Genomic DNA, 21,352 nt, shown 5'->3' with positions numbered 1-21,352 from the left:
GCTGGTTGTAGCCTGCAACGGTGCTGATCCCCCTGCTGCGCCGGTACCTGGCGCCCTACCGGGGAGCGATCGCGGTCGTGCTCGTCTTCCAGCTGGCACAGACCGTGGCCAACCTCTACCTCCCCGGTCTGAACGCCGACATCATCGACCGCGGCATCGTCACCGGGGACGTGCCCTTCATCTGGCGCACGGGCGCCACGATGCTGCTGGTCACGGTCCTCCAGGTCGGCGCGACGGTGGTGGCGGTCTACGTCGGAGCGCGGGTGGCGATGGCCCTCGGTCGAGACCTGCGCGCCGCCGTCTTCGACCGCGTCGAGACCTTCGCCGCGCGCGAGATGGCCCAGCTCGGCGCGCCGACCCTGATCACGCGGAGCACGAACGACGTCCAGCAGGTGCAGATGCTGGCCTTCATGGGCCTGACGTTGCTGGTGACCGCGCCGATCATGGCCGTCGGGGGCGTGGTCATGGCGCTGCGCCAGGACGTCGAGCTCTCGGCACTCCTCCTCGTGGCGCTGCCGGCGCTGCTGATCAGCGTGGGCCTGATCATCCGTCGGATGCGGCCGCTCTTCCGCCAGATGCAGGACCGCGTCGACGGCCTCAACGGCGTCATGCGCGAGCAGATCCAGGGCATCCGCGTCATCCGGGCGTTCGTCAAGGAGAAGCACGAGACGCAGCGGTTCGACGACGCCAACCAGGCCTACCTCGACGTCGCCGTGGCCACCGGTCGGCTCATGTCGCTGATGTTCCCCACCGTCATGCTGATCATGAACGTCTCGGTGGTGCTGGCCACGTGGTTCGGCGGCTACCGGATCGCCTCGGGCGACCTGCAGGTCGGCACCCTCACGGCGTTCCAGAACTACCTGATCCAGATCCTCATGGCGGTCATGATGGCCACCTTCATGCTCATGCTGTGGCCGCGTGCGGAGGTGTCGGCCGAGCGCATCACCGAGGTGCTCGAGACCGAGCCCAGCATCGTGGTCGACCCGGACGCCACGCCCGCGCACGTCGTCCGCGGCGAGGTCGAGCTGCGAGGCGCCTCCTACGCCTATCCCGGTGCCGAGGTCGACGTCCTGCACGACGTGGACCTCGTGGCCCGGCCCGGCGAGACCACCGCGATCATCGGCTCCACCGGCAGCGGCAAGACCACGCTCATGAGTCTCGTGCCGCGTCTGTTCGACGTGACCGGGGGAGCGGTGCTCCTGGACGGTCACGACGTGCGCGACCTCGAGCCGCAGGCCGTCTGGGCCGCCATCGGGCTGGTGCCGCAGCGTGCGTTCCTGTTCTCCGGCACCGTCGCGTCCAACTTGCGCTACGGCCGTGACGACGCCACCGACGAGGAGCTCTGGCAGGCGCTGGAGGTGGCGCAGGCCCGTGAGTTCGTCGAGGCGATGCCCGGCGGGCTGCAGGCCCCGGTCACCCAGGGCGGCACCAACGTGTCCGGTGGGCAGCGGCAGCGGCTGGCCATCGCCCGTGCCGTGGTCAAGCGACCGCTGGTCTACCTCTTCGACGACTCGTTCTCGGCGCTGGACTACGCCACGGACGCCGCGCTCCGCCGGGCGTTGCGTGCCATCACGCGCGAGTCCGCCGTCATCACCGTGGCCCAGCGCGTCAGCACCATCCGCGACGCCGACCGCATCGTGGTGCTCGACCAGGGCACGGTGGTGTCCACCGGCACGCACGCCGAGCTCATGGCCGACTGCGACGTGTACCGCGAGATCGTCCTCTCGCAGCTGACCGAGGAGGAGGCCGCGTGAGCGGGCGCGGTCCCGCGTGGGGCGGAGCCATGAACCACGAGAAGGCCAGCGACTTCCGCGGCACCCTCGGGCGCATGGTCCAGCGGCTGCTGTTCCACCGTCGTCTGGTGCAGGCCATCGGGCTGCTCGGCCTGGTGGCCACCGCGCTCTCGGTCGTCGGACCGCGGATCCTCGGCCACGCCACCGACATCGTCTTCAGCGGCTACCTGTCCGACCAGTTCCCGGCGGGCGCCGACAAGGCCGAGGTGGTCGCGGGGCTCGAGGCCCAGGGCGACGACCGGATGGCCGACCTCGTGCGCGGCACGGACCTCCGGCCGGGTGAAGGCATCGACTTCACCTCCCTGGCCTGGGTCCTGGCCGGCGCGCTGGTGCTCTACGTCGTGGCATCGGTGTTCATGTGGTGGCAGGGACGCCTCACGACCGTCGTCGTGCAGCGCACGGTGGCCGGTCTGCGCGGCGAGGTCGAGGACACCCTCAACCGTCTGCCGCTGGCCAGCGTCGACGCCCACGAACGTGGTGAGCTGATGTCACGGACGACCAACGACATCGACAACATCGCGCAGTCGCTGCAGCAGACCATCAGCCAGCTGCTGACCTCGGTCCTGACGGTCGTCGGGACGCTCGCCATGATGCTGTGGATCTCGCCGCTGCTCGCCCTCGTCGCCGTGCTGACGGTCCCGGTGGCCGTGGTCCTCACCCGCGCCATCATGAAGCGCTCCCAGCCCCAGTTCGTGGCCCAGTGGGCGGCGACCGGTGCGCTCAACGGCCACATCGAGGAGGTCTTCACCGGCCACGAGATCGTCAAGGTCTACGGCCGGCAGCAGCAGGCGCGCGAGGAGTTCGACTCCCGCAACGACGCCCTGTTCGGAGCCGCCTTCAAGGCACAGTTCATCTCCGGGGTGATCGCGCCGGTGATGATGTTCGTGTCGAACCTGAACTACGTGCTCGTGGCCGTGATCGGAGCGTTCCGCGTCGCCTCGGGGACGCTCTCCATCGGCGAGGTGCAGGCCTTCATCCAGTACTCGCGCCAGTTCACGCAGCCGCTGACGCAGGTGGCCTCCATGATCAACCTCCTGCAGTCCGGCATGGCCTCGGCCGAACGGGTGCTGGCGCTGCTCGACGAGCCGCACGAGGCCCCCGACGCGCCCGACGCGCCGTTCCCGGACCCGCTGCGTGGCCGGGTGGTCTTCGAGGACGTCAGCTTCTCCTACGGCGACGATCCCCTCATCGAGCACCTCGACCTGGTGGCGGAGCCGGGGCAGACCGTGGCCATCGTCGGGCCCACGGGGGCCGGCAAGACGACGCTCACGAACCTGCTGCTCCGCTTCTACGACCTCGACGGCGGACGCATCACGCTCGACGACGTCGACGTCGCCGCCATGGAGCGCGCTCGGCTCCGCGAGGCGTTCGGCGTGGTGCTGCAGGACGCGTGGCTCTTCCAGGGGAGCATCCGCGACAACATCTCCTACGGTGCGCACCGTGCCACCGAGGAGCAGGTGCAGGCCGCGGCCGAGGCGGCCTACGTCGACCACTTCGTGCGCACGCTCCCCGCCGGCTACGACACGGTCATCGAGGACGAGGGCGGCGGGGTCAGCGCCGGCCAGCGCCAGCTCCTCACCATCGCCCGCGCGTTCCTCGCCGACCCGGCCATCCTGGTGCTCGACGAGGCGACCAGCAGCGTGGACACCCGCACCGAGGCGTTGGTGCAGAAGGCCATGGAGCAGCTGCGGGCGGGCCGCACGTCCTTCGTCATCGCGCACCGGCTCTCGACGATCCGCGACGCCGACCACATCGTGGTGATGGAGGCGGGCCGCATCGTCGAGCAGGGCACGCACGACTCGCTCGTGGGCGCCGGTGGACCCTACGAGCGGCTCTACGCCGCGCAGTTCGCCGGCACACCGCTCTAGGGGGACGACTCAGCCCTCGCGGAGGAAGGCGTCGGCGCGGCTCTTCGGCCGACCGATGATCGCCCGGTCGCCGCGGTCCAGCACGGGGCGCTCCATGAGCCGGGGGTGCTCCACGAGCAGGTCCGCGACCTGCTCGGGCGTGGCGTAGTCGGCGGGGTCGAGCCCCTGGTCCTTGAAGAACGAGTCCTTGCGCACCAGGGCGGCCGGCTCGTCCTCGAGGCGGTCCAGCAGGTCGAGCAGGGCGGCCCGGTCGAGCGGCTCCTTGAGGTAGCGCACCTCCTCGACCTCGACACCGGCTGCCGCGGCCGCCTCGAGCGCGTGCCGCGAGGTGGAGCAGGCGGGGTTGTGCAGGATCGTGACGTCGGCCATGCGAGCAGCCTAGCCACGCAGGTCCTCCTGCCGACCTCGACGGATCGCTAGCGTGGAGCCATGTCCTCCGCTGCCGTCCGCTTCGACGTCGACGACGACGTCTGCACCATCACCCTCGACCGCCCCGACGTGCGCAACGCCGTCGACGGCCCCATGGCCGCCGAGCTCCTGGCGGCGTTCGATGCGTTCGAGGCCGACGACGCGCTGGCCGTGGCGGTGCTGCACGGCGAGGGCGGCAGCTTCTGCGCCGGAGCCGACCTGACGTCCGTCGGCGACCCCGACCGTCGTCACGTGCTCGACCCGGACGGTCCTGGTCCCATGGGGCCCACGCGGATGGCGCTCACCAAGCCGCTGGTGGCCGCGATCGAGGGACACGCCGTGGCCGGCGGGCTCGAGCTGGCGCTGCTGGCGGACCTGCGGGTCGCCGCGGAGGACGCCGTGCTGGGCGTGTTCTGCCGGCGCTGGGGTGTTCCCCTGATCGACGGCGGCACGGTGCGGCTCCCGCGTGTGGTGGGGCACGGCCGCGCGATGGACCTCATCCTCACCGGACGTGCCGTCGAGGCGCACGAGGCGCTGCAGATGGGGCTCGTGAACCGCGTCGTGCCCGCGGGGCGCGCCCTCGACGTCGCCCACGAGCTGGCCGAGCAGCTCGCCCGCTTCCCGCAGGAGTGCCTGCGCGTCGATCGAGCGTCGGCGATCGCCCAGTGGGACCTGCCGCTGCGCGAGGCCCTGCGCGCCGAGGGGGCGGGCGGCCTGCCCGTGGTGGCCTCCGAGGCCGTCGCGGGTGCCGAGCGCTTCGTCTCGGGGGCGGGACGGCACGGGTCGTTCGACGATCCGACGACTCCGCCGTGAGCCTGACCGGTCGACTCGCGAGGCGATGTGGTCGATCCGGGTCCCGTCTGGCAGAATGTCGGCTTGTGTCCGACGCGGACGGGACCCTCTCAGCCCGGCCGCATGGGCCCACCAGCTTCGTGCCCGGATCGTGACCCCACCCGGTCCGGCGCGTCACCACACCACAGAGACCTGAGGAGACACCACACTCGTGGCCGTCAAGATTCGCCTGAAGCGGATGGGCAAGATCCGCACCCCGTTCTACCGCATCGTCGTCGCCGACTCGCGCACCAAGCGCGACGGTCGCGTGATCGAGGAGATCGGCACGTACAACCCCAAGACCGAGCCGTCCACGATCCACGTCGTGTCCGAGCGCGCCCAGTACTGGCTCGGCGTCGGCGCCCAGCCGACCGAGGCCGTCGCCGCGATCCTCAAGATCACCGGTGACATCGGTGGCACCAGCACCCTCAAGACGCCGGAGCCGAAGGCCGACAAGGCTGCGCTGTTCGACGCCGCTCTCAAGGAGCTGCACGCCGAGCCGAAGACCGAGGCGACCACCAAGAAGAAGGCCGCCAAGAAGGCTGCGCCGAAGGCCGACGAGGCCAAGGCCGACGACGCCGAGAAGGCTGAGGAGCCCAAGGCCGAGAAGGCTGAGGAGCCGAAGGCCGAGGAGCCCAAGGCCGACGACGCCGCCGAGAGCACCGAGGCCTGAGCATGGCCGGTCGCACGCAGGAGGTCATCGAGCACCTCGTGTCGGGCATCGTGGACCACCCCGACGAGGTCGACGTGAGCGAGAAGCAGACGCGGCGCGGCGACCTCTTCGAGGTGCGCGTCAACCCGGCCGACCTCGGCAAGGTGATCGGCCGTCAGGGTCGCACCGCGTCGGCGATCCGCACCGTCAGCGGAGCGGTCGCCGGCACCAAGGGTGCCCGCATCGACTTCGTGGACGTCGACCGCCAGCGCTGAGGTCCTGACCATGCGCGTCGTGGTCGGTCGGATCGGCCGGGCTCACGGGATCAAGGGTGAGCTGACGGTCGACGTCCGCACCGACGAGCCCGAGCGAAGGTTCGCCCCGGGCACGGCGCTCGTGGCCGGCGACCGCACCGTCGTCGTGGCAGCCGCCCGGAACCACTCCGGGCGGCTGCTGCTGCGTCTGGAGGGGGTCGCCGACCGCACGGCGGCCGAGGCGCTGCACGGTCGTGTGCTGGAGGTCGACATCGATCCGGCCGACGAGCCCGACGAGGACGACGCCTACTACGACCACCAGCTCGTGGGCCTGCGCGTGCACGACCACCACGGAGTCGACGTCGGCATCGTGACCGAGGTGCTGCACCTGCCCGAGCAGGACCTGCTCTCCGTCGATCTCGACGACGGCGCCCGCGGCGTCCTCGTCCCCTTCGTCACGGCTCTCGTGCCCGAGGTCGACCTCGCCGCCGGTCACGTCGCGCTGGCCGACGTCCCGGGCCTGCTGGACCCCGACGCCCAGGCCGTCGCCACCCCGGACGTGGGCGACGGGACGTGAGCGGGGGACCGGGCGACCACGTCGCCCCGACGATGCGCATCGACGTCGTCTCGATCTTCCCCGCCTACCTCGACGCCCTCGACCTCTCGCTCGCCGGCCGGGCCCGCGCGAGCGGCCTGCTCGAGATCCGCACCCACGACCTGCGCGACTTCACCCACGACCGCCACCGCACCGTCGACGACACGCCCTACGGAGGCGGCGCCGGCATGGTCATGCGCCCCGAGCCCTGGGGCGAGGCTCTCGACGCCGTCACCAGCGACGAGGCCGTCGTCCTGGTGCCCACGCCCTCGGGCACGCCCTTCCGGCAGTCCCTCGCCCACGACCTGAGTCGCGAACGACACCTCGTCTTCGCCTGTGGCCGCTACGAGGGAATCGACCAGCGGGTCATCGACCACGCCCGCGGGCGCTGGCGCGTCGAGGAGGTCTCCCTCGGGGACTTCGTGCTCAACGGGGGAGAGGTCGCCGCGCTCGCCGTCATCGAGGCCGTCGTGCGGCTCGTCCCCGGCTTCATGGGCAACCCCGCCTCCCTCGCCGAGGAGTCCCACGGGGACGACGGGCTGCTCGAGTACCCGGTCTACACCAAGCCCGCGGCGTGGCGCGGTCTCGACGTGCCCGACGTGCTGCTGTCCGGCCACCACGGGGCCATCGCGGCCTGGCGGCACGAGCAGGCGGTCGCCCGCACGCGGGAACGTCGGCCCGATCTCCTGACCGACTGACGACGTCGAACACCCACCGACGAGGCCCTGTGCGCCGGATTTAACACGGGGGCCACCGGCGTCATGCAGGTGAAACATTCCGGGCGTGGTTGAGGAAACCTTGCCGCCCCATGATGAACGCGGCTCCTCCAAGAACAGCAGCGTGGCTGTGGGACGCCGATGTTCACTCAACCAGCTACAACGAGGTGGGTATGTCAGTCGATCTTTCATGGCAGCTGCTGTGCACGGCACTCGTCATCTTCATGACGCCGGGTCTTGCGTTCTTCTACGGCGGTCTGGTCAAGTCCAAGTCCGCGATCTCGATGATGATGCTGAGCTTCGGCTCGCTCGCCCTGGTCACGGTGCTCTACGTCCTCTACGGCGGCACGGGCATCGCCGGCAACGGCACGAGCGGCGGCAGCAAGCTCTTCGGCAACCCGTTCGAGGACTTCGGCATGTCGGACCTGATGTCGGGGGTCGGTGGCGGTGACGCGGCCAACGCCTTCGGCGGTCACGCGTTCCTCGTCGCCTTCTGCATCATCACGGTCGCCCTCGTCTCGGGCGCGGTCGCCGACCGGGCACGCTTCTGGCCGTGGATGCTCTTCGCCGGGCTGTTCACGACCTTCGTCGTCTTCCCGACGTTCCGCTGGCTCTTCGGGGTGGACGCCGACGGCAACTTCTACGGCTGGCTGGCCAACGACGTCTTCGGCTTCGGTGCGGCGCTCGACTGGGCCGGCGGTACGATCATCCACCAGTCCGCCGGTGCTGCGGCCCTCGCTCTCGCCCTCGTTCTCGGCAAGCGCAAGCTCGGGTTCTCCAAGGAGGAGTCCCAGCCGCACAACGTGCCGCTGGTGCTCCTGGGCGCCTCGATCCTGTGGTTCGGCTGGTTCGGCTTCAACACCGGTGTCTACGGCGCCGACGAGGGCCAGACGTCGCTGATCTTCTTCAACACGCTCATCACCCCGGCGGCCGCGCTGATCGGCTGGATCGTCGTCGAGACCTTCCGTGACGGCAAGGCCACCGCGGTGGGTGCGGCGTCCGGCATCGTGACCGGGCTCGTCGCCATCACGCCGGCCTGCGCCTTCGTCACGCCCCTCTGGGCGATCGTGCTCGGCATCGTGTCGGGTGTCGCCTGCGCCCTGGCTGTCGACCTGAAGTTCAAGCTCGGCTACGACGACACGCTCGACGTCGTGGGCATCCACCTCGTCGCCGGCTTCATCGGCTGCGTCTACATCGGTCTGTTCGGCTCGGAGGCCCTGACCGGTGGCAGCCTGTTCTTCGGTGGCGAGACCGACCTGCTGTTCGCCCAGATCCTCTCGTCGCTCACGATCATCGTGTTCTCGTTCGTCGTGGCCTTCGCCATCGGCTTCGGCATCGAGAAGACGATCGGCTTCCGCGTGACGGAGGAGGACGAGGTCGCCGGCATCGACACCGCGCTGCACGGCTCGGAAGGCTACGCGCTCGACTGAGTCGTCACCTGAACCCCACGGAGGGCTCCTGCTCGGGCAGGGGCCCTTCGTGGCGTCCGGGGGCCGATCCCGGGCGCCACGGTTCCCCCGGGCCACCGAGGGCCGGTCTCGGCCGGCCGGCTTCGTCGGGGCCGGTCTCGGCTGGGCCGGCTTCGTCGGGGCCGGTTTCGTTCGGGCCGGGCCGCTGTGGCAGAATCGTCCCTTGGTGCACCGCGGTTCTGCCACAGGGGAGCCGTCGACGAGCACCGGTACGACACCAAGACTTTTCTCACCATCGTTTCCGTGGGTGACCTGTGGCACCGGCGAGGAGTAGACATGACCAACTTGGTCGACCAGGTCGCAGCCGAGTCGCGACGCGACGACATCCCCGCGTTCCGCGCCGGCGACACCCTCAAGGTCCACGTCAAGGTCGTCGAGGGCAACCGCTCGCGCGTCCAGGTGTTCCAGGGCGTCTGCATCAAGGTGCAGGGCTCGGGCATCGGACGAACCTTCACGGTCCGCAAGGTCAGCTTCGGCGTCGGTGTCGAGCGCACGTTCCCGCTCCACACCCCGGTCATCGAGAAGATCGAGGTCGCCACCCGCGGCGACGTCCGTCGGGCCAAGCTCTACTACCTCCGCTCGCTGCGCGGCAAGGCCGCGAAGATCAAGGAGAAGCGCGAGGACTGAGCGTCCTCCCGCGTGGCCGTCGAGCCCGCCCAGGATGCTGCGTCTAGGCTCACGTCGTGAGTGAGACCACGAAGCGCCAGCTCCCCGTCTGGCAGGAGTCCATCCTCCTCGTCGTCACCGCCATGGTGATGGCCGTCGTGGTCAAGGCGTTCTTCCTCCAGGCCTTCTACATCCCGTCGGAGTCCATGGAGCCGACGATGCTCGTCAACGACAAGATCCTCGTCCAGAAGGTCTCCTACTGGACCGGGGATCCGCAGCGTGGCGACATCGTCGTCTTCGACGATCCCGGTGGATGGCTCGACCAGAGCGAGTCCGCCCGTGCCAGCAACCCGGCGCAGAAGGCGCTCGAGGTCATCGGGCTGTTCCCCACGGGCGGCCACCTCATCAAGCGCGTCGTGGGCGTCGGCGGGGACCGCGTGGCGTGCTGCGACGACGAGGGTCGTCTGACGGTCAACGGCGTGTCGATCGACGAGCCGTACCTGAGGGACCCGAGCGCCAACGCCGAGTCGCGCTTCGACGTCGTGGTGCCCAAGGACCACCTCTGGGTGCAGGGCGACAACCGGGGCAACTCCGCGGACTCCCGCGTGCACCAGGGCGACCCCGGTGGCGGCTTCATCCCCGTCGACTCGGTCGTCGGCAAGGCGTGGGTCCGCGTGTGGCCGTGGAAGCGGATCGGTCTCATCCGGGGCAGCGAGGCCTTCGCCGAGGTCCCGTCCGAGCCCGCGTCGTCGCAGTGACCGGTCGGCCCACCCTCCGACTCGAGCGCAGCCTCCTGCGCGAGCGCTGCACCGTGCTGGCGTGCGCCGACGAGGTCGGCCGCGGCGCCCTGAGCGGTCCGGTGAGCGTCGGCGTCGTGGCCATCACCGCGAGCACGCGCACCGCACCCCAGGGGGTGCGCGACAGCAAGCTGCTGACCCCTGACGCGCGCGTCCGACTCGCGCCCCGCATCCGGCGCTGGGCCGCCACCCACGGGGCCGGGTACGGCGTCGGCCACGCGTCACCCGCGGAGATCGACGACGTCGGCATCATGGCGGCCATGCGCCTGGCCGCGCGACGAGCGCTGGAGCAGGTCGGGACCCCGCCCGACCTGGTCCTGCTCGACGGCAACCACGACTACCTGAGCGTCCCGGACCAGGCCTCGCTCTTCGACGTCGCGGAGGTGCCGCTGCCGCCGGTGGTCACGGCGATCAAGGCCGACCTGCGCTGCGCGGCGGTGGCCGCGGCGAGCATCCTCGCCAAGACCGAACGTGACGCGCTCATGGTGGAGCTGGCGCGTGAGCACCCGGAGTACGGCTGGCACGAGAACAAGGGCTACGCGGCGCCGGCGCACGTGGAGGCCCTGCGCACCCACGGGCCCAGCCACCACCACCGCCGCTCGTGGAGCCTGCCGGGCAGCGTGCCGGCGGCCGGTAGTGTTCCGGTCATCGAGTCCGGTGCCGTCCGGGCGAGCGACGAGGCGATGGGGAGCAGATGAGCGCAGAGGACCTCGAGCGGTACGAGACCGAGGCCGAGCTCGCGCTGTACCGCGAGTACCGCGACGTCGTGAAGATCTTCAAGTACGTGGTGGAGACCGATCGGCGCTTCTACCTCTGCAACGCCGTCGACGTGAAGGTGCGCTCCGAGACGGGCGACGCCTACTTCGAGGTCTCCATGAACGACGCCTGGGTGTGGGACATCTACCGTCCGGCGCGGTTCGCCAAGAACGTCAAGGTGCTCACCTTCAAGGACGTCAACGTCGAGGAGCTGGCCGACTCCGACGTCAAGGTTCCGTCGAGCTGAGCCGAGCCGGCGCTCGCGGTCCGTCCACAGGACGTCGCACGCTCGAGCACCGTCGTCCACAGCCTGCGCCCGTGGCCTGTCGCCGGTCCGTCGTCCCGCCGACGCTGGAGGCATGACCTACGCACGCAACGACGCCGTCGGGCAGTACGGCGAGCAGGTGGCTGCGCGACACCTGGAGTCCCACGGCATGACGATCCTCGACCGCCGCTGGACGTGCCGGTGGGGCGAGCTCGACATCGTCGCCCGTGACGGTGCGACGATCGTCTTCTGCGAGGTCAAGACCCGCACCAGCCAGCGGCACGGCACGGGCTTCGAGGCGGTCTCGAGCCGCAAGGCGCAGCGGCTGCGTCGCGCGGCGTCGGCCTGGCTGCAGGCGCACGGGCTGGAGCCGCTGGGCGTGCGGATCGACGTCGTGTCCGTGCGCATCCCACGCCGTGGCGGGCCGGTCGTCGAGCGCGTGAGCGGGGTGGCCTGATGGCGGCCCTGCACTCGGTGACCCTGGACGGCCTCACCGGGCGGGCGATCGAGGTGGAGGTCGACATCGCCAACGGCTTCCCGTCGACCGTCGTCGTGGGTCTTGCCGACGCGATCGTCAACGAGGCTCGCGACCGGGTGCGTGCGGCGGTGGTCAACTCCGGCGCGTCCTGGCCCGACCAGCGGGTCACGATCAACCTCGCCCCGTCCACGCTGCCGAAGACCGGGTCCCACTACGACCTCGCCATCGCGCTCGCGATGTTCGTCGAGAAGAAGATCGTGCCGCTCGCGGCCACCGTCGGGACGGTGTTCATCGGGGAGCTCGCGCTCGACGGTCGCCTCCGCGCGGTGCGAGGCGTCCTGCCGGCCACGGTCGCCGCCGCCGAGGCCGGGTTCGAGCGCGTGCTCGTGCCCGAGTCCAACGTCGGCGAGGCCGAGCTGGTCGACGGCATCGGCGTGGTCGGCGTGCGGTCGTTGCGCCAGGTGGTGGCCATGCTGACCGGGCAGGAGGAGCCCGACGACCCGCCGGTCCCTCCGCTGGACGGTGGCGACGGTCTCGGCCACGCCTACAGCGACCGCGTGGCCGGTCTCGACCTCGCCGACGTGGCCGGGCAGGAGGACACCCGCACGGCGGTGGTGGTCGCTGCGGCCGGTGGCCACCACGTGCTGATGACGGGTCCGCCGGGCATCGGCAAGACCATGCTCGCCCAGCGGCTGCCTGGTCTCCTGCCGGACCTCACCCGCCCCCAGGCGCTGGAGGTCAGCGCGGTGCACTCCCTGGCGGGCGTCCTGCCGTCCGACGTCCCCCTCGTGCGGCGTCCTCCGTTCGTCGACCCGCACCACACGGCGAGCGCCGTCGCGATCGTCGGTGGAGGCCAACGGGTCATCCGGCCCGGTGCGCTGTCGCTCGCTCACCGCGGGGTGCTGTTCCTCGACGAGGCGCCGGAGTTCGCCTCGAACGTGCTCGACGCGCTGCGCCAGCCCCTGGAGAGCGGGCACGTGGTGGTCTCGCGGTCCGCCCAGACCGCGACGTTCCCGGCCCGCTTCCAGCTGCTCCTGGCGGCCAACCCGTGCCCGTGCGGACAGGGCGGGTCGGTGAGCGAGCCCTGCGAGTGCACCCCGCTGATGCAGCGGCGCTATCGCGACCGGATCTCCGGACCGGTGCGCGACCGCATCGACATCCACCGCACCCTCGTCGCGCCGACCCGGCCGGAGCTCGTCCACGGCGTCTCAGACGCCCGATCGACGCGGGACCTCGCGCCGCTCGTCGCGCGGGCCCGGTCCCGCCAGGCCGAACGACTGGCCGGCACGCCCTGGCAGGTCAACGCGGACGTGCCCGGCGTCGACCTGCGCAAGCACTGGCCGGCGACGGACGCGGCCAGGCGGCTCGTGGACTCCCAGCTGCGCGGTCAACGACTCTCCGCCCGTTCCGCGGACCGGGTGCTCCGCGTCGCCTGGAGCGTCTGCGACCTGCGCGAGGGGGAGCGGCCCGACGTCGAGGAGGTCGAGCTGGCGCTCGCCCTGCGCCGAGGTACCCCGCTCGGACCCCTGCTGCGGGACGTGGTGGTGGCGCCATGACCTCCGCGAACCGTCCCGCACGGCGGGGCACGCACGCCACGGACGCCGATGCGCGGATGGCGTTGAGCCTGCTCGTGGAGCCCGGCGACCCGCGCCTCGTGCAGTGGGTGCGCGAGCACGACCCGGCGGGCCTCCTCGAGGTGGTCCGTGATGGCTCCCGACGCTCCCGGCTGGAGGTCCCGCACGCCTGGCTGGAGGGGGCCGCGCGTCTGGACCGAGCCGTGAGCAGTGCGCGCGCGAGGTCCGAGGCGCACGGACTCCGCTGGGTCGTGCCCGGCGACGCGGCCTGGCCCGCGGCGCTCGACGACCTCGACCACGTGGAGCCCCTCGGCGGGAGCACCGGTGCGCCGCTCGGGCTGTGGGTGCGCGGCCCCGGCGACCTCGCGTCGCTCGTGGAGCACGGCATCGCCGTGGTGGGCGCCCGCTCGTGCACGGCCTACGGGAGCGACTGCGCCTCCGAGATCGCGGCCGACGTGGCCGACCAGGGCGGCACGGTCGTGAGTGGGGCGGCGTTCGGCATCGACGCCGCGGCCCACCGCGGCGCCCTCGTGCAGGACCGACCGACCGTGGCGGTGCTCGCCTGCGGTGCCGACGTCGAGTACCCACGCACCCACGCCGCGCTGTTGCAGCGCATCGCCCAGGACGGTCTCGTGGTCTCCGAGCAAGCGCCCGGGCAGGTCGCGATGCGGTCACGCTTCCTCACCCGCAACCGCATCATCGCCGGGCTCACGGTGGGCACGGTGGTCGTCGAGGCGGCCCGCCGCAGCGGATCGCTCAACACGTTGAACTGGGCCGACGCCCTGGGGCGGGTGACGATGGCCGTGCCTGGCCCGGTCACGTCGCAGCAGTCCGCCGGGGTGCACCAGGCGCTGCGCGACGGGCGGGCGGTCCTGGTGACGAACGGCCGCGAGGTCCTCGACGCCGTGGCCGGCGTGTCGGCCGACGTGCCCGAGCGGGTCCGGCCGTCCGACACCGACCACGACCGGTTGGGCGGGCTGGCTCGGCGGGTGCTCGACGCCCTCTCCTTCACCGAGGCGCGCAGCACCGCCGACGTCGCGGTCGCCGCGCGAGGCAGCAGGGCCGACGTCGCGGACCTCCTGGCGGGTCTCGAGCGGCAGGGATGGTGCGCCCGTGTGGGGGACCGGTGGCTGGTGCTCCCGCGTGGTGCCTCGATCGCGGCCCGCCGACCCGTCACGCTGGGACCATGAGTGGAGCCTGGGACGACGCGCTCGAGGCGTTCACCGAGCACCTGCGCCACGAGCGCGACCTCTCCGAGCACTCCGTCCGCGGCTACCTCGTCGACCTAGGCCACCTGGCCGACCACGCTCGGGCCCTCGGGGTGGGCGAGCCGTCGGGGCTCACCACGCGGGCGCTGCGCAGCTTCCTGGCCAACCAGCAGACCCTCGGCCGGTCGCGGGCCACGCTGGCCCGACGCGCGACGTCGATCCGCTCGTTCACGGCCTGGCTGGTGCGCACCGGCCGCGCGACGAACGATCCTGGGGCATTGCTCGCCAGTCCTCGCTCGCAGCGCGCCCTGCCCGACGTGCTCAGCCAGACCGAGGTCCGGGCGCTCCTCGACGCCACGTCGGCCGCGATCGAGACCGATGGTCCCGTGGGCCTGCGGGACCTGGCCATCCTCGAGCTGCTCTACGCGACCGGCGTGCGGGTGGGTGAGCTGTGCGGTCTCGACATCGACGACATCGACCGCGGCCGTCGCCTGCTGCGCGTCCTCGGCAAGGGTCGCAAGGAGCGCTCGGTGCCCTACGGGCTTCCGGCAGCCGATGCGGTCGACGCCTGGGTCACCATCGGGCGGCCGACGCTGGTCGGCCCGGAGAGCGGGCCGGCGCTCCTGCTGGGCGTCCGCGGCGGTCGACTCGACCCTCGCGCGGCCCGCAAGATCGTGCACGACCGGCTCGCAGTGGTCGAGGGCGCCCCCGACCTCGGCCCCCACGGCCTGCGGCACACCGCCGCCACCCACCTGCTCGAGGGCGGCGCCGACCTGCGCAGCGTGCAGGAGGTGCTGGGCCACGCCTCCCTCGGCACCACCCAGATCTACACCCACGTGAGCACCGAGCGGCTGCGCGCCGCGTACCGGTTGGCGCACCCGCGGGCCTAGGACACGGGTGCAGGACGACGCGTCCTGCGGCCGCCTCGTCGCCTCCGGCCGTCGACCTGCGGCTGCGTCGCAGCGGCTCCCAGGCGGGTCGGTCTCCGAAAGGGCCTCGACCGGAGCGGTGGGACTGGTCCCGGCTGGGTCTGCGGGGCGCGGCCACGATTCTTCATCTACGCGTGATCCACGCACGATTCTTCCTTCGCGTGGACCGTGCCACGCGAAGGAAGCATCGTGGCGACGACCAGGGGCCCCGGAGGGGCAGTGATTCTCCATCGTCGTGGGACGGTCCACGAGAAGGGAGAATCTCTGCCCACCCGACAGACGAGACGCCCCGGTGGACGCAGGATTCTGCCTTCACGCGCTGAAGCCCCAACGATGCTGCGTTGCTGACGGGATCCCGTACAGAACGCAACATCCTTCGCCCTCTCCCTCACGAACGCAGAATCTTGCGTCCCCGGAGCCGCGCTCCGAGAGCCCGGCCGAGCCCGGACCCGTCCGCCGGTCGAGGCCCTTTCGGAGACCGACCCGACTCGCAGCCACAGCAACGCAGCCGCAGGAGAAGACCCACCCGGGGGAGCGCAGCCGCAGGAGAAGACCCACCCGCGGGAGCGCAGCCACAGGAGAAGACCCACCCGCGGGAGCGCAGCCGCAGGAGAAGACCCACCCGCGGGAGCGCAGCCACAGGAGAAGACCCATCCGCGGGAGCGCAGCAGCAGGCGAAGACCCACCCACACCCACGCAGCCGCAGGCGAACGGGGAGCAGAGCCCCTCACCCCATCGGATCGACCGGCTTCCCGCCCCGCACCACCATGAAGTGCAGGTGACAGCCGGTCGACATCCCGGTCGAGCCCACGCGGCCGACGACGGTGCGCGGATCGACCCGGTCGCCGCGCGAGACCGAGGCCGAGGACAGGTGGGCGTAGGCGGTGCGCACGCCGCCGCCGTGGTCCAGCACGACCCGGAGTCCGTAGGCACCGTCGCGCCCCGCGGACCGGACGGTACCGGCCTTCGCCGCTCGGACGGGCGTGCCGCAGGAGGCGCCGAGGTCGACGCCGTCGTGCAGCTTGCGGATGCCAGTCACCGGGTGGACACGCATCCCGAACGCCGACATGACCGGCCCACCGACGGGCCGGGCGAGGTCGCCGAGCGAGCCGAGGGCGCCGGCCGGGGGCCGGGGGAGTCGGGCGTCAGGGTCCACGAGCACGAACCGCGACTCGCCGGTGAGCCGATCGCGCGGGTCGAGGTAGCGCTCGCCCTGCAGTCGCCCGAGGTGCAGGCACGCGCTCGCGCAGTGCGTCCCACCCGGCGCGAGTCGACCCAGGACCTCGCCGGGCTCGACCGCGTCGCCACGCTCGACCGTGCGCCGCTCCACCGGTTGGTAGGTGGAGCGCTCGCCCCCGTGGTCGACGGTCACCACGCCCACGCCGGCCACCGTCCCCGAGAAGCTGACCCGGCCGGCCGCCACGGCACGCACGGGCTCGCCCGGGGAGCCGGGCAGGTCGATCCCGCGATGCCCCGCACCGTAGGGGGTGTCGGGCGGGTCGAAGTCGGTGCCCACCACCCGCTGGCCGAGCGGCCACGACCACGACGGGCCGTCGTCCGAGGCCCGCGCCACACCGGTCGCCGTCGACAGCAGGATCGCGGCGGCAGCGCCGAGGGCGAGGAGGAGGCGAGGGTGGGGGGAGCGGGCCGGCATGACTCGAGCGAACCCCGTCGGCGCTCGTCGCGGCAGGCCCTCGTCGCGACCTGTGGACACGGGACGTCCGCAGGTGCCCACGGCGCCGGGTCTGTGGATTTCTCGTTCTCCCGCCCGGTGTCCTAGACTGACCCCATCACGTCCTCGGACGTGAAATTCGCACGCCCGTCTCCGTCGTGACGTCGCTCGTCGACCGAACGCCGGGCGCGATCCTGGTCCTGCTCGCAGGTTGGTTCGCGTGGCACGGGAGTCAGGGCACCGCCGACCGGCGGTGCATCAACCAGGAACGGACCACCCGCCGCAGGGCCGGTGCGTCCAGAGGAGGAATCGACCATGGCGGTCGTCACCATGCGAGAGCTGCTCGAGAGCGGGGTCCACTTCGGGCACCAGACCCGTCGTTGGAACCCGAAGATGAAGCGCTTCATCTTCACCGAGCGCAACGGCATCTACATCATCGACCTGCAGCAGTCGCTGGCCTACATCGATGCCGGCTACGAGTTCGTCAAGAACACCGTCGCCCGCGGCGGCACGATCCTGTTCGTCGGCACCAAGCGCCAGGCGCAGGAGCCGGTCGAGGAGCAGGCCAAGCGCGTCGGCATGCCCTTCGTCAACCAGCGCTGGCTCGGCGGCATGCTCACCAACTTCCAGACGATGCACCAGCGGCTCCAGCGCATGAAGGAGCTCGAGGAGATCGACTTCGACGACGTGGCCGGTTCGGGTCGCACGAAGAAGGAGCTCCTCCAGATGCGTCGCGAGTACGACAAGCTGAACCGCACCCTCGGCGGCGTCCGCGACATGGCCCGCACCCCGTCCGCGGTCTGGATCGTCGACACCAAGAAGGAGCACCTCGCGGTCGACGAGTGCAAGAAGCTCGGCATCCCGATCGTCGCGATCCTCGACACCAACTGCGACCCCGACGACGTCAACTACCCGATCCCGGGCAACGACGACGCCATCCGCTCGGTCAGCGTGCTGACCCGCGTGGTCGCCGACGCCGTCGCCGAGGGCCTGCTGCAGCGCGGCGGCGCCAAGACGGGCAACGAGGAGGCCGGCGCCGAGCTCGGTGGCGACGAGCCCCTGGCCGAGTGGGAGCGCGAGCTGCTCGAGAAGAAGGACGAGTCCGCTGCCCCCGCCGCCGAGGCCCCGGCTGCCGAGTCCACCGAGGCGCCCGCCGCCGAGGCTCCGGCTGCCGAGACGACCGAGGCTCCGGCTGCCGAGGCCCCCGCTGCCGAGGCCACCGAGGCTCCCGCCGAGAAGTGATCCCTGGTCGGGTGCCGGGCCATCCCCGGCACCCGACCCCACCACCTGCCACCACCACGATCAGGGAAGAGACCACGCATATGGCCATTGCTGCCGCAGACGTGAAGAAGCTCCGCGACGCCACGGGCGCCGGGATGATGGACGCCAAGAAGGCCCTCACCGAGGCCGACGGCGACTTCGACAAGGCCGTCGAGATCCTGCGGATCTCCGGTGCGGCCAAGGCCGCCAAGCGCGGCGCCGAGCGCGAGGCCTCGTCCGGCCTCGTCGCCAACACCGGCACCGCCATCGTCGAGCTCAACTCCGAGACCGACTTCGTCGCCAAGAACGAGCAGTTCATCGAGCTCGCCGAGCGCCTGGCCGCCGCGGCCGACGCCAGCAAGCCCGAGAGCGCCGAGGCCTTCGCCAAGACGACCCTCGACGACGGCAAGACCGTCGAGGAGACCGTCAGCGCCCTCGCCGCCGTCATCGGCGAGAAGATCGAGCTCGGCCGCGTGGCCGCGTTCGACGGCCAGGTCGCCGTCTACCTCCACCGTCGTGCCAGCGACCTCCCGCCGGCCGTCGGCGTGCTCGTCGAGTACACCGGCGACGACCTCGACGCCGCCCGCGGCGCCGCCATGCAGATCGCGGCCATGCGTCCGCGCTACCTCACCCGTGAGGACGTGCCCGCCGACATCGTCGCCAAGGAGCGCGAGATCGCCGAGGCCACGGCCCGCGAGGAGGGCAAGCCCGAGCAGGCGATCGAGAAGATCACCGAGGGTCGCGTCAACGGCTTCTTCAAGGACGTCGTGCTGCTCGACCAGCCGTCCGTCACCGACAACAAGAAGACGGTCAAGGCCGTGCTCGACGCCGCCGGCGTGACCATCACGCGCTTCGCGCACATCGAGATCGGCGCCTGAGCGCAGGAGTCGACCCACGCACGACCACAGGAAGGACCGGAGCATCGTGAGCATCCACCAGACGAACGGTGACCCGGCCGACCCCCGTGGCGTGCACGGCAGCACGGAGCTGTCGACGGCGGACGCCGGGACCCCAGGTCCCGGCGTCCGTCGCGTGCTGCTGAAGCTGTCCGGCGAGGTCTTCGGCGGCGGGAGCATCGGCATCGACCCCGACGTCGTCAACGCCATCGCCCGCCAGGTCGCCGAGGCCGTCCGCGAGGGCGCCCAGGTGGCGATCGTCGTGGGCGGCGGCAACTTCTTCCGCGGCGCCGAGCTCAGCCAGCGCGGCATGGAGCGGTCCCGCGCCGACTACATCGGCATGCTCGGCACCGTCATGAACAGCCTCGCCCTGCAGGACTTCATCGAGAAGCAGGGCATCGACACCCGGGTGCAGTCGGCCATCACCATGGGGCAGGTCGCCGAGCCGTACATCCCCCGGCGCGCCATCCGGCACCTCGAGAAGGGCCGCGTCGTGATCTTCGGCGCCGGTGCGGGCATGCCCTACTTCAGCACCGACACCGTCTCGGCCCAGCGTGCGCTCGAGATCAAGGCCGACGCGGTGCTCATGAGCAAGAGCGGCGTCGACGGGGTCTACTCCGCCGACCCGCGCACCGACGCATCGGCGCGACGCTTCGAGGAGATCACCTTCGCCGAGGCCCTGCGCCTCGGCCTCAAGGTGGTCGACGCGGCCGCGTTCGCGCTGTGCATGGAGAACGACCTGCCCATGATCGTGTTCGGCATGGAGGGCGAGGGCAACATCGCCCGCGTCCTGCGTGGTGAGAGGATCGGGACGCTGGTCCACGGTGGGACCGGACCACTCAACGGGACGACTACAGGAGACGCATCGTGATCGACCAGACCCTGCGCGAGGCCGGCAGCAAGATGGACAAGGCCGTCGAGCACACCCGCGAGGAGTTCGCCGCGATCCGCACCGGTCGTGCGCACCCGGCGATGTTCGCCCAGATCACGGCCGAGTACTACGGCACCCCCACGCCGCTGCAGCAGCTGGCGGGCTTCCAGGTGCCGGAGCCTCGCACGGTCATCATCAGCCCCTACGACCAGGGCGCGAAGAGTGCGATCGAGAAGGCCATCCGCGAGTCCGACCTCGGCGTCAACCCGTCCGACGACGGCAAGGTGCTGCGCGTGACCCTGCCCGAGCTCACCGAGGAGCGGCGCAAGGAGTACATCAAGCTCGCGCGCTCCAAGGCCGAGGAGGGCCGGGTGGCCGTGCGCGGTGTCCGCCGCAGCGCCAAGCAGGCCATGGACAAGGCCGAGAAGGACTCCGAGATCAGCCAGGACGACAACACCGGCGCCGAGAAGCGGCTCGACGGGCTGACCAAGCAGCACGTGGACCAGATCGACGAGATGCTCAAGAACAAGGAAGCCGAGCTCCTTGAGGTCTGAGGAGCCCGCCCCCACGGACGGACCCCTGGACGAGCCCGACCCCGCGGTGGCGCAGAAGAAGAGCCGCGCCGGGCGCAACCTGCCGGCGGCCATCGCCGTCGGTGCCGCGCTCGGCGGCACGGTCGTGGCGTCGCTGTTCCTCTTCAAGGACCTGTTCGTCGCCGTCGTCGTGCTCGCGCTCGGCGTCGGTCTGTGGGAGCTGGCCAGGGCCCTCGGCAAGGCCGGGATCACCGTCCCGTTCCTGCCCGTGCTCACCGGCGGCACCCTCATGCTGCTCGGCGCCTACTACGGCGGCATGGAGACCGCGGCCGTCGCGATGGCCCTCACCGTCATCGGCACCCTCGTGTGGCGACTCTCCGACGGCGCCGACGGCTTCGTGCGCGACGCGAGTGCCGGCCTGTTCTGCCTGTCCTACCTGCACCTCATGGGCGTCTTCGTCATGCTCATGCTCGTCGAGGACGACGGACCCTGGCGCATCGTCGCGTTCATCGTGGCCACGGTCGCCTCCGACATCGGCGGCTACATCGCCGGCGTCCTGTTCGGCAAGCACCCCATGGCCCCGACCATCAGCCCCAAGAAGTCCTGGGAGGGCTTCACCGGCTCGCTCGTCTTCGGCATCGGTGCGGGCATCGGCACCGTGGTGCTGGGGCTGGACGGCGACTGGTGGGTCGGCGTCCTGCTCGGCGTCGCCGGCGTCGTCATGGCCACGCTCGGTGACCTGTCGGAGTCCCTGGTCAAGCGCGACCTCGGCATCAAGGACATGGGCGACCTGCTCCCCGGCCACGGAGGTCTCATGGACCGTCTGGACTCCCTGATCGCCGTCGCCCCCGTCGCGTGGCTGATCCTGCACTACCTGGTCACGCCTGCCTGACCGACGCCCGGCCGGGCAACCGGGTCGGT

General features: G+C 71.4%; 23 protein-coding genes. 21 read left to right on the top strand and 2 right to left on the bottom strand.

Annotated features, from left to right (window positions below; genetic code table 11):
- Nucleotides 1-20: 20 nt before the first annotated feature.
- Together NBW76_RS12505 and NBW76_RS12500 are read left to right on the top strand one after the other, a co-directional pair.
- On the top strand, nucleotides 21-1,754 hold the full coding sequence (locus NBW76_RS12505) for an ABC transporter ATP-binding protein (protein ID WP_055967296.1): 1,734 nt from the start codon (nucleotides 21-23) through the stop codon (nucleotides 1,752-1,754).
- Entirely contained in the window at nucleotides 1,751-3,661 is a 1,911-nt protein-coding gene (locus tag NBW76_RS12500) for an ABC transporter ATP-binding protein (protein ID WP_235492940.1), read from the top strand. The genes NBW76_RS12505 and NBW76_RS12500 overlap by 4 nt, the downstream gene beginning before the upstream one ends.
- 9 nt (nucleotides 3,662-3,670) lie before the next feature.
- Here NBW76_RS12500 and NBW76_RS12495 read toward each other — a convergent pair whose 3' ends face one another.
- On the bottom strand, nucleotides 3,671-4,030 hold the full coding sequence (locus tag NBW76_RS12495) for an ArsC/Spx/MgsR family protein (protein WP_056554126.1): 360 nt from the start codon (nucleotides 4,028-4,030) through the stop codon (nucleotides 3,671-3,673).
- A 60-nt stretch (nucleotides 4,031-4,090) separates the two neighbouring features.
- On the opposite strand from NBW76_RS12495, the gene NBW76_RS12490 reads away from it, so the two are divergent.
- The 14 genes from NBW76_RS12490 (at nucleotide 4,091) to NBW76_RS12425 (ending at nucleotide 15,160) form a co-directional block, all read left to right on the top strand.
- A complete protein-coding gene (locus tag NBW76_RS12490) occupies nucleotides 4,091-4,882 on the top strand; it encodes a crotonase/enoyl-CoA hydratase family protein (RefSeq protein ID WP_056554129.1) in 792 nt (263 codons plus the stop codon).
- A gap of 190 nt (nucleotides 4,883-5,072) precedes the next feature.
- Entirely contained in the window at nucleotides 5,073-5,573 is a 501-nt protein-coding gene (rpsP, locus tag NBW76_RS12485) for a 30S ribosomal protein S16 (RefSeq protein WP_055967308.1), read from the top strand.
- Nucleotides 5,574-5,575: 2 nt separating this feature from the next.
- Complete coding sequence (locus NBW76_RS12480; RefSeq protein ID WP_055967311.1) at nucleotides 5,576-5,827, top strand: RNA-binding protein; 252 nt, start codon at nucleotides 5,576-5,578, stop codon at nucleotides 5,825-5,827.
- A gap of 10 nt (nucleotides 5,828-5,837) precedes the next feature.
- Nucleotides 5,838-6,383: a ribosome maturation factor RimM gene (rimM, locus tag NBW76_RS12475; protein ID WP_056554132.1), complete on the top strand. Its 546-nt coding sequence runs from the start codon at nucleotides 5,838-5,840 to the stop codon at nucleotides 6,381-6,383.
- A 32-nt stretch (nucleotides 6,384-6,415) separates the two neighbouring features.
- Nucleotides 6,416-7,099: a tRNA (guanosine(37)-N1)-methyltransferase TrmD gene (gene trmD / locus NBW76_RS12470; protein WP_056554878.1), complete on the top strand. Its 684-nt coding sequence runs from the start codon at nucleotides 6,416-6,418 to the stop codon at nucleotides 7,097-7,099.
- 191 nt (nucleotides 7,100-7,290) lie between these two features.
- The gene (locus tag NBW76_RS12465) at nucleotides 7,291-8,547 is read left to right on the top strand and encodes an ammonium transporter (RefSeq protein ID WP_055967317.1); all 1,257 of its coding nucleotides are present in this window, start codon (nucleotides 7,291-7,293) and stop codon (nucleotides 8,545-8,547) included.
- A gap of 315 nt (nucleotides 8,548-8,862) precedes the next feature.
- Nucleotides 8,863-9,213 carry a 50S ribosomal protein L19 gene (rplS, locus tag NBW76_RS12460; protein ID WP_055967319.1) on the top strand — a complete coding sequence of 117 codons (351 nt, stop codon included), beginning with the start codon at nucleotides 8,863-8,865 and terminating at the stop codon, nucleotides 9,211-9,213.
- 56 nt (nucleotides 9,214-9,269) lie between these two features.
- Complete coding sequence (lepB, locus tag NBW76_RS12455) at nucleotides 9,270-9,950, top strand: signal peptidase I (RefSeq protein WP_235492941.1); 681 nt, start codon at nucleotides 9,270-9,272, stop codon at nucleotides 9,948-9,950.
- Complete coding sequence (locus tag NBW76_RS12450) at nucleotides 9,947-10,687, top strand: ribonuclease HII (RefSeq protein ID WP_055967323.1); 741 nt, start codon at nucleotides 9,947-9,949, stop codon at nucleotides 10,685-10,687. The genes lepB and NBW76_RS12450 overlap by 4 nt, the downstream gene beginning before the upstream one ends.
- Nucleotides 10,684-10,992 carry a DUF2469 domain-containing protein gene (locus NBW76_RS12445; RefSeq protein ID WP_055967326.1) on the top strand — a complete coding sequence of 103 codons (309 nt, stop codon included), beginning with the start codon at nucleotides 10,684-10,686 and terminating at the stop codon, nucleotides 10,990-10,992. The genes NBW76_RS12450 and NBW76_RS12445 overlap by 4 nt, the downstream gene beginning before the upstream one ends.
- Before the next feature lie 112 nt (nucleotides 10,993-11,104).
- Nucleotides 11,105-11,467, top strand: a complete 363-nt coding sequence (locus NBW76_RS12440) for a YraN family protein (protein ID WP_055967329.1) — start codon at nucleotides 11,105-11,107, stop codon at nucleotides 11,465-11,467.
- On the top strand, nucleotides 11,467-13,044 hold the full coding sequence (locus NBW76_RS12435; RefSeq protein WP_055967332.1) for a YifB family Mg chelatase-like AAA ATPase: 1,578 nt from the start codon (nucleotides 11,467-11,469) through the stop codon (nucleotides 13,042-13,044). Before NBW76_RS12440 ends, NBW76_RS12435 begins: the two co-directional genes overlap by 1 nt.
- Nucleotides 13,041-14,252: a DNA-processing protein DprA gene (gene dprA / locus NBW76_RS12430; RefSeq protein ID WP_056554135.1), complete on the top strand. Its 1,212-nt coding sequence runs from the start codon at nucleotides 13,041-13,043 to the stop codon at nucleotides 14,250-14,252. The genes NBW76_RS12435 and dprA overlap by 4 nt, the downstream gene beginning before the upstream one ends.
- Nucleotides 14,249-15,160 carry a tyrosine recombinase XerC gene (locus NBW76_RS12425; RefSeq protein ID WP_056554138.1) on the top strand — a complete coding sequence of 304 codons (912 nt, stop codon included), beginning with the start codon at nucleotides 14,249-14,251 and terminating at the stop codon, nucleotides 15,158-15,160. The genes dprA and NBW76_RS12425 overlap by 4 nt, the downstream gene beginning before the upstream one ends.
- Before the next feature lie 766 nt (nucleotides 15,161-15,926).
- On the opposite strand, the gene NBW76_RS12420 is transcribed toward NBW76_RS12425, so the two are convergent.
- The gene (locus NBW76_RS12420; protein ID WP_056554141.1) at nucleotides 15,927-16,853 is read right to left on the bottom strand and encodes a M23 family metallopeptidase; all 927 of its coding nucleotides are present in this window, start codon (nucleotides 16,851-16,853) and stop codon (nucleotides 15,927-15,929) included.
- Nucleotides 16,854-17,186: 333 nt separating this feature from the next.
- Between NBW76_RS12420 and rpsB the strand changes: the two genes are divergently transcribed.
- The 5 genes from rpsB to NBW76_RS12395 all read left to right on the top strand — a co-directional run bounded on the left by rpsB (nucleotide 17,187) and on the right by NBW76_RS12395 (nucleotide 21,323).
- Nucleotides 17,187-18,113, top strand: a complete 927-nt coding sequence (rpsB, locus tag NBW76_RS12415; RefSeq protein ID WP_056554144.1) for a 30S ribosomal protein S2 — start codon at nucleotides 17,187-17,189, stop codon at nucleotides 18,111-18,113.
- Nucleotides 18,114-18,193: 80 nt separating this feature from the next.
- Nucleotides 18,194-19,009 carry a translation elongation factor Ts gene (gene tsf, locus NBW76_RS12410; RefSeq protein ID WP_056554147.1) on the top strand — a complete coding sequence of 272 codons (816 nt, stop codon included), beginning with the start codon at nucleotides 18,194-18,196 and terminating at the stop codon, nucleotides 19,007-19,009.
- A 109-nt stretch (nucleotides 19,010-19,118) separates the two neighbouring features.
- Nucleotides 19,119-19,898 carry a UMP kinase gene (gene pyrH / locus NBW76_RS12405; RefSeq protein WP_200914549.1) on the top strand — a complete coding sequence of 260 codons (780 nt, stop codon included), beginning with the start codon at nucleotides 19,119-19,121 and terminating at the stop codon, nucleotides 19,896-19,898.
- The gene (gene frr / locus NBW76_RS12400) at nucleotides 19,898-20,452 is read left to right on the top strand and encodes a ribosome recycling factor (RefSeq protein ID WP_200914550.1); all 555 of its coding nucleotides are present in this window, start codon (nucleotides 19,898-19,900) and stop codon (nucleotides 20,450-20,452) included. Before pyrH ends, frr begins: the two co-directional genes overlap by 1 nt.
- Nucleotides 20,442-21,323: a phosphatidate cytidylyltransferase gene (locus NBW76_RS12395; protein WP_056554150.1), complete on the top strand. Its 882-nt coding sequence runs from the start codon at nucleotides 20,442-20,444 to the stop codon at nucleotides 21,321-21,323. Before frr ends, NBW76_RS12395 begins: the two co-directional genes overlap by 11 nt.
- Nucleotides 21,324-21,352: the final 29 nt, after the last annotated feature.

It is taken from the genome of Aeromicrobium sp. Leaf245 (assembly GCF_942548115.1).
GTDB lineage: Bacteria > Actinomycetota > Actinomycetes > Propionibacteriales > Nocardioidaceae > Aeromicrobium.
Note: the sequence above shows the minus strand (reverse complement) of the source record. Positions and strands in the feature narration are given on the sequence as shown.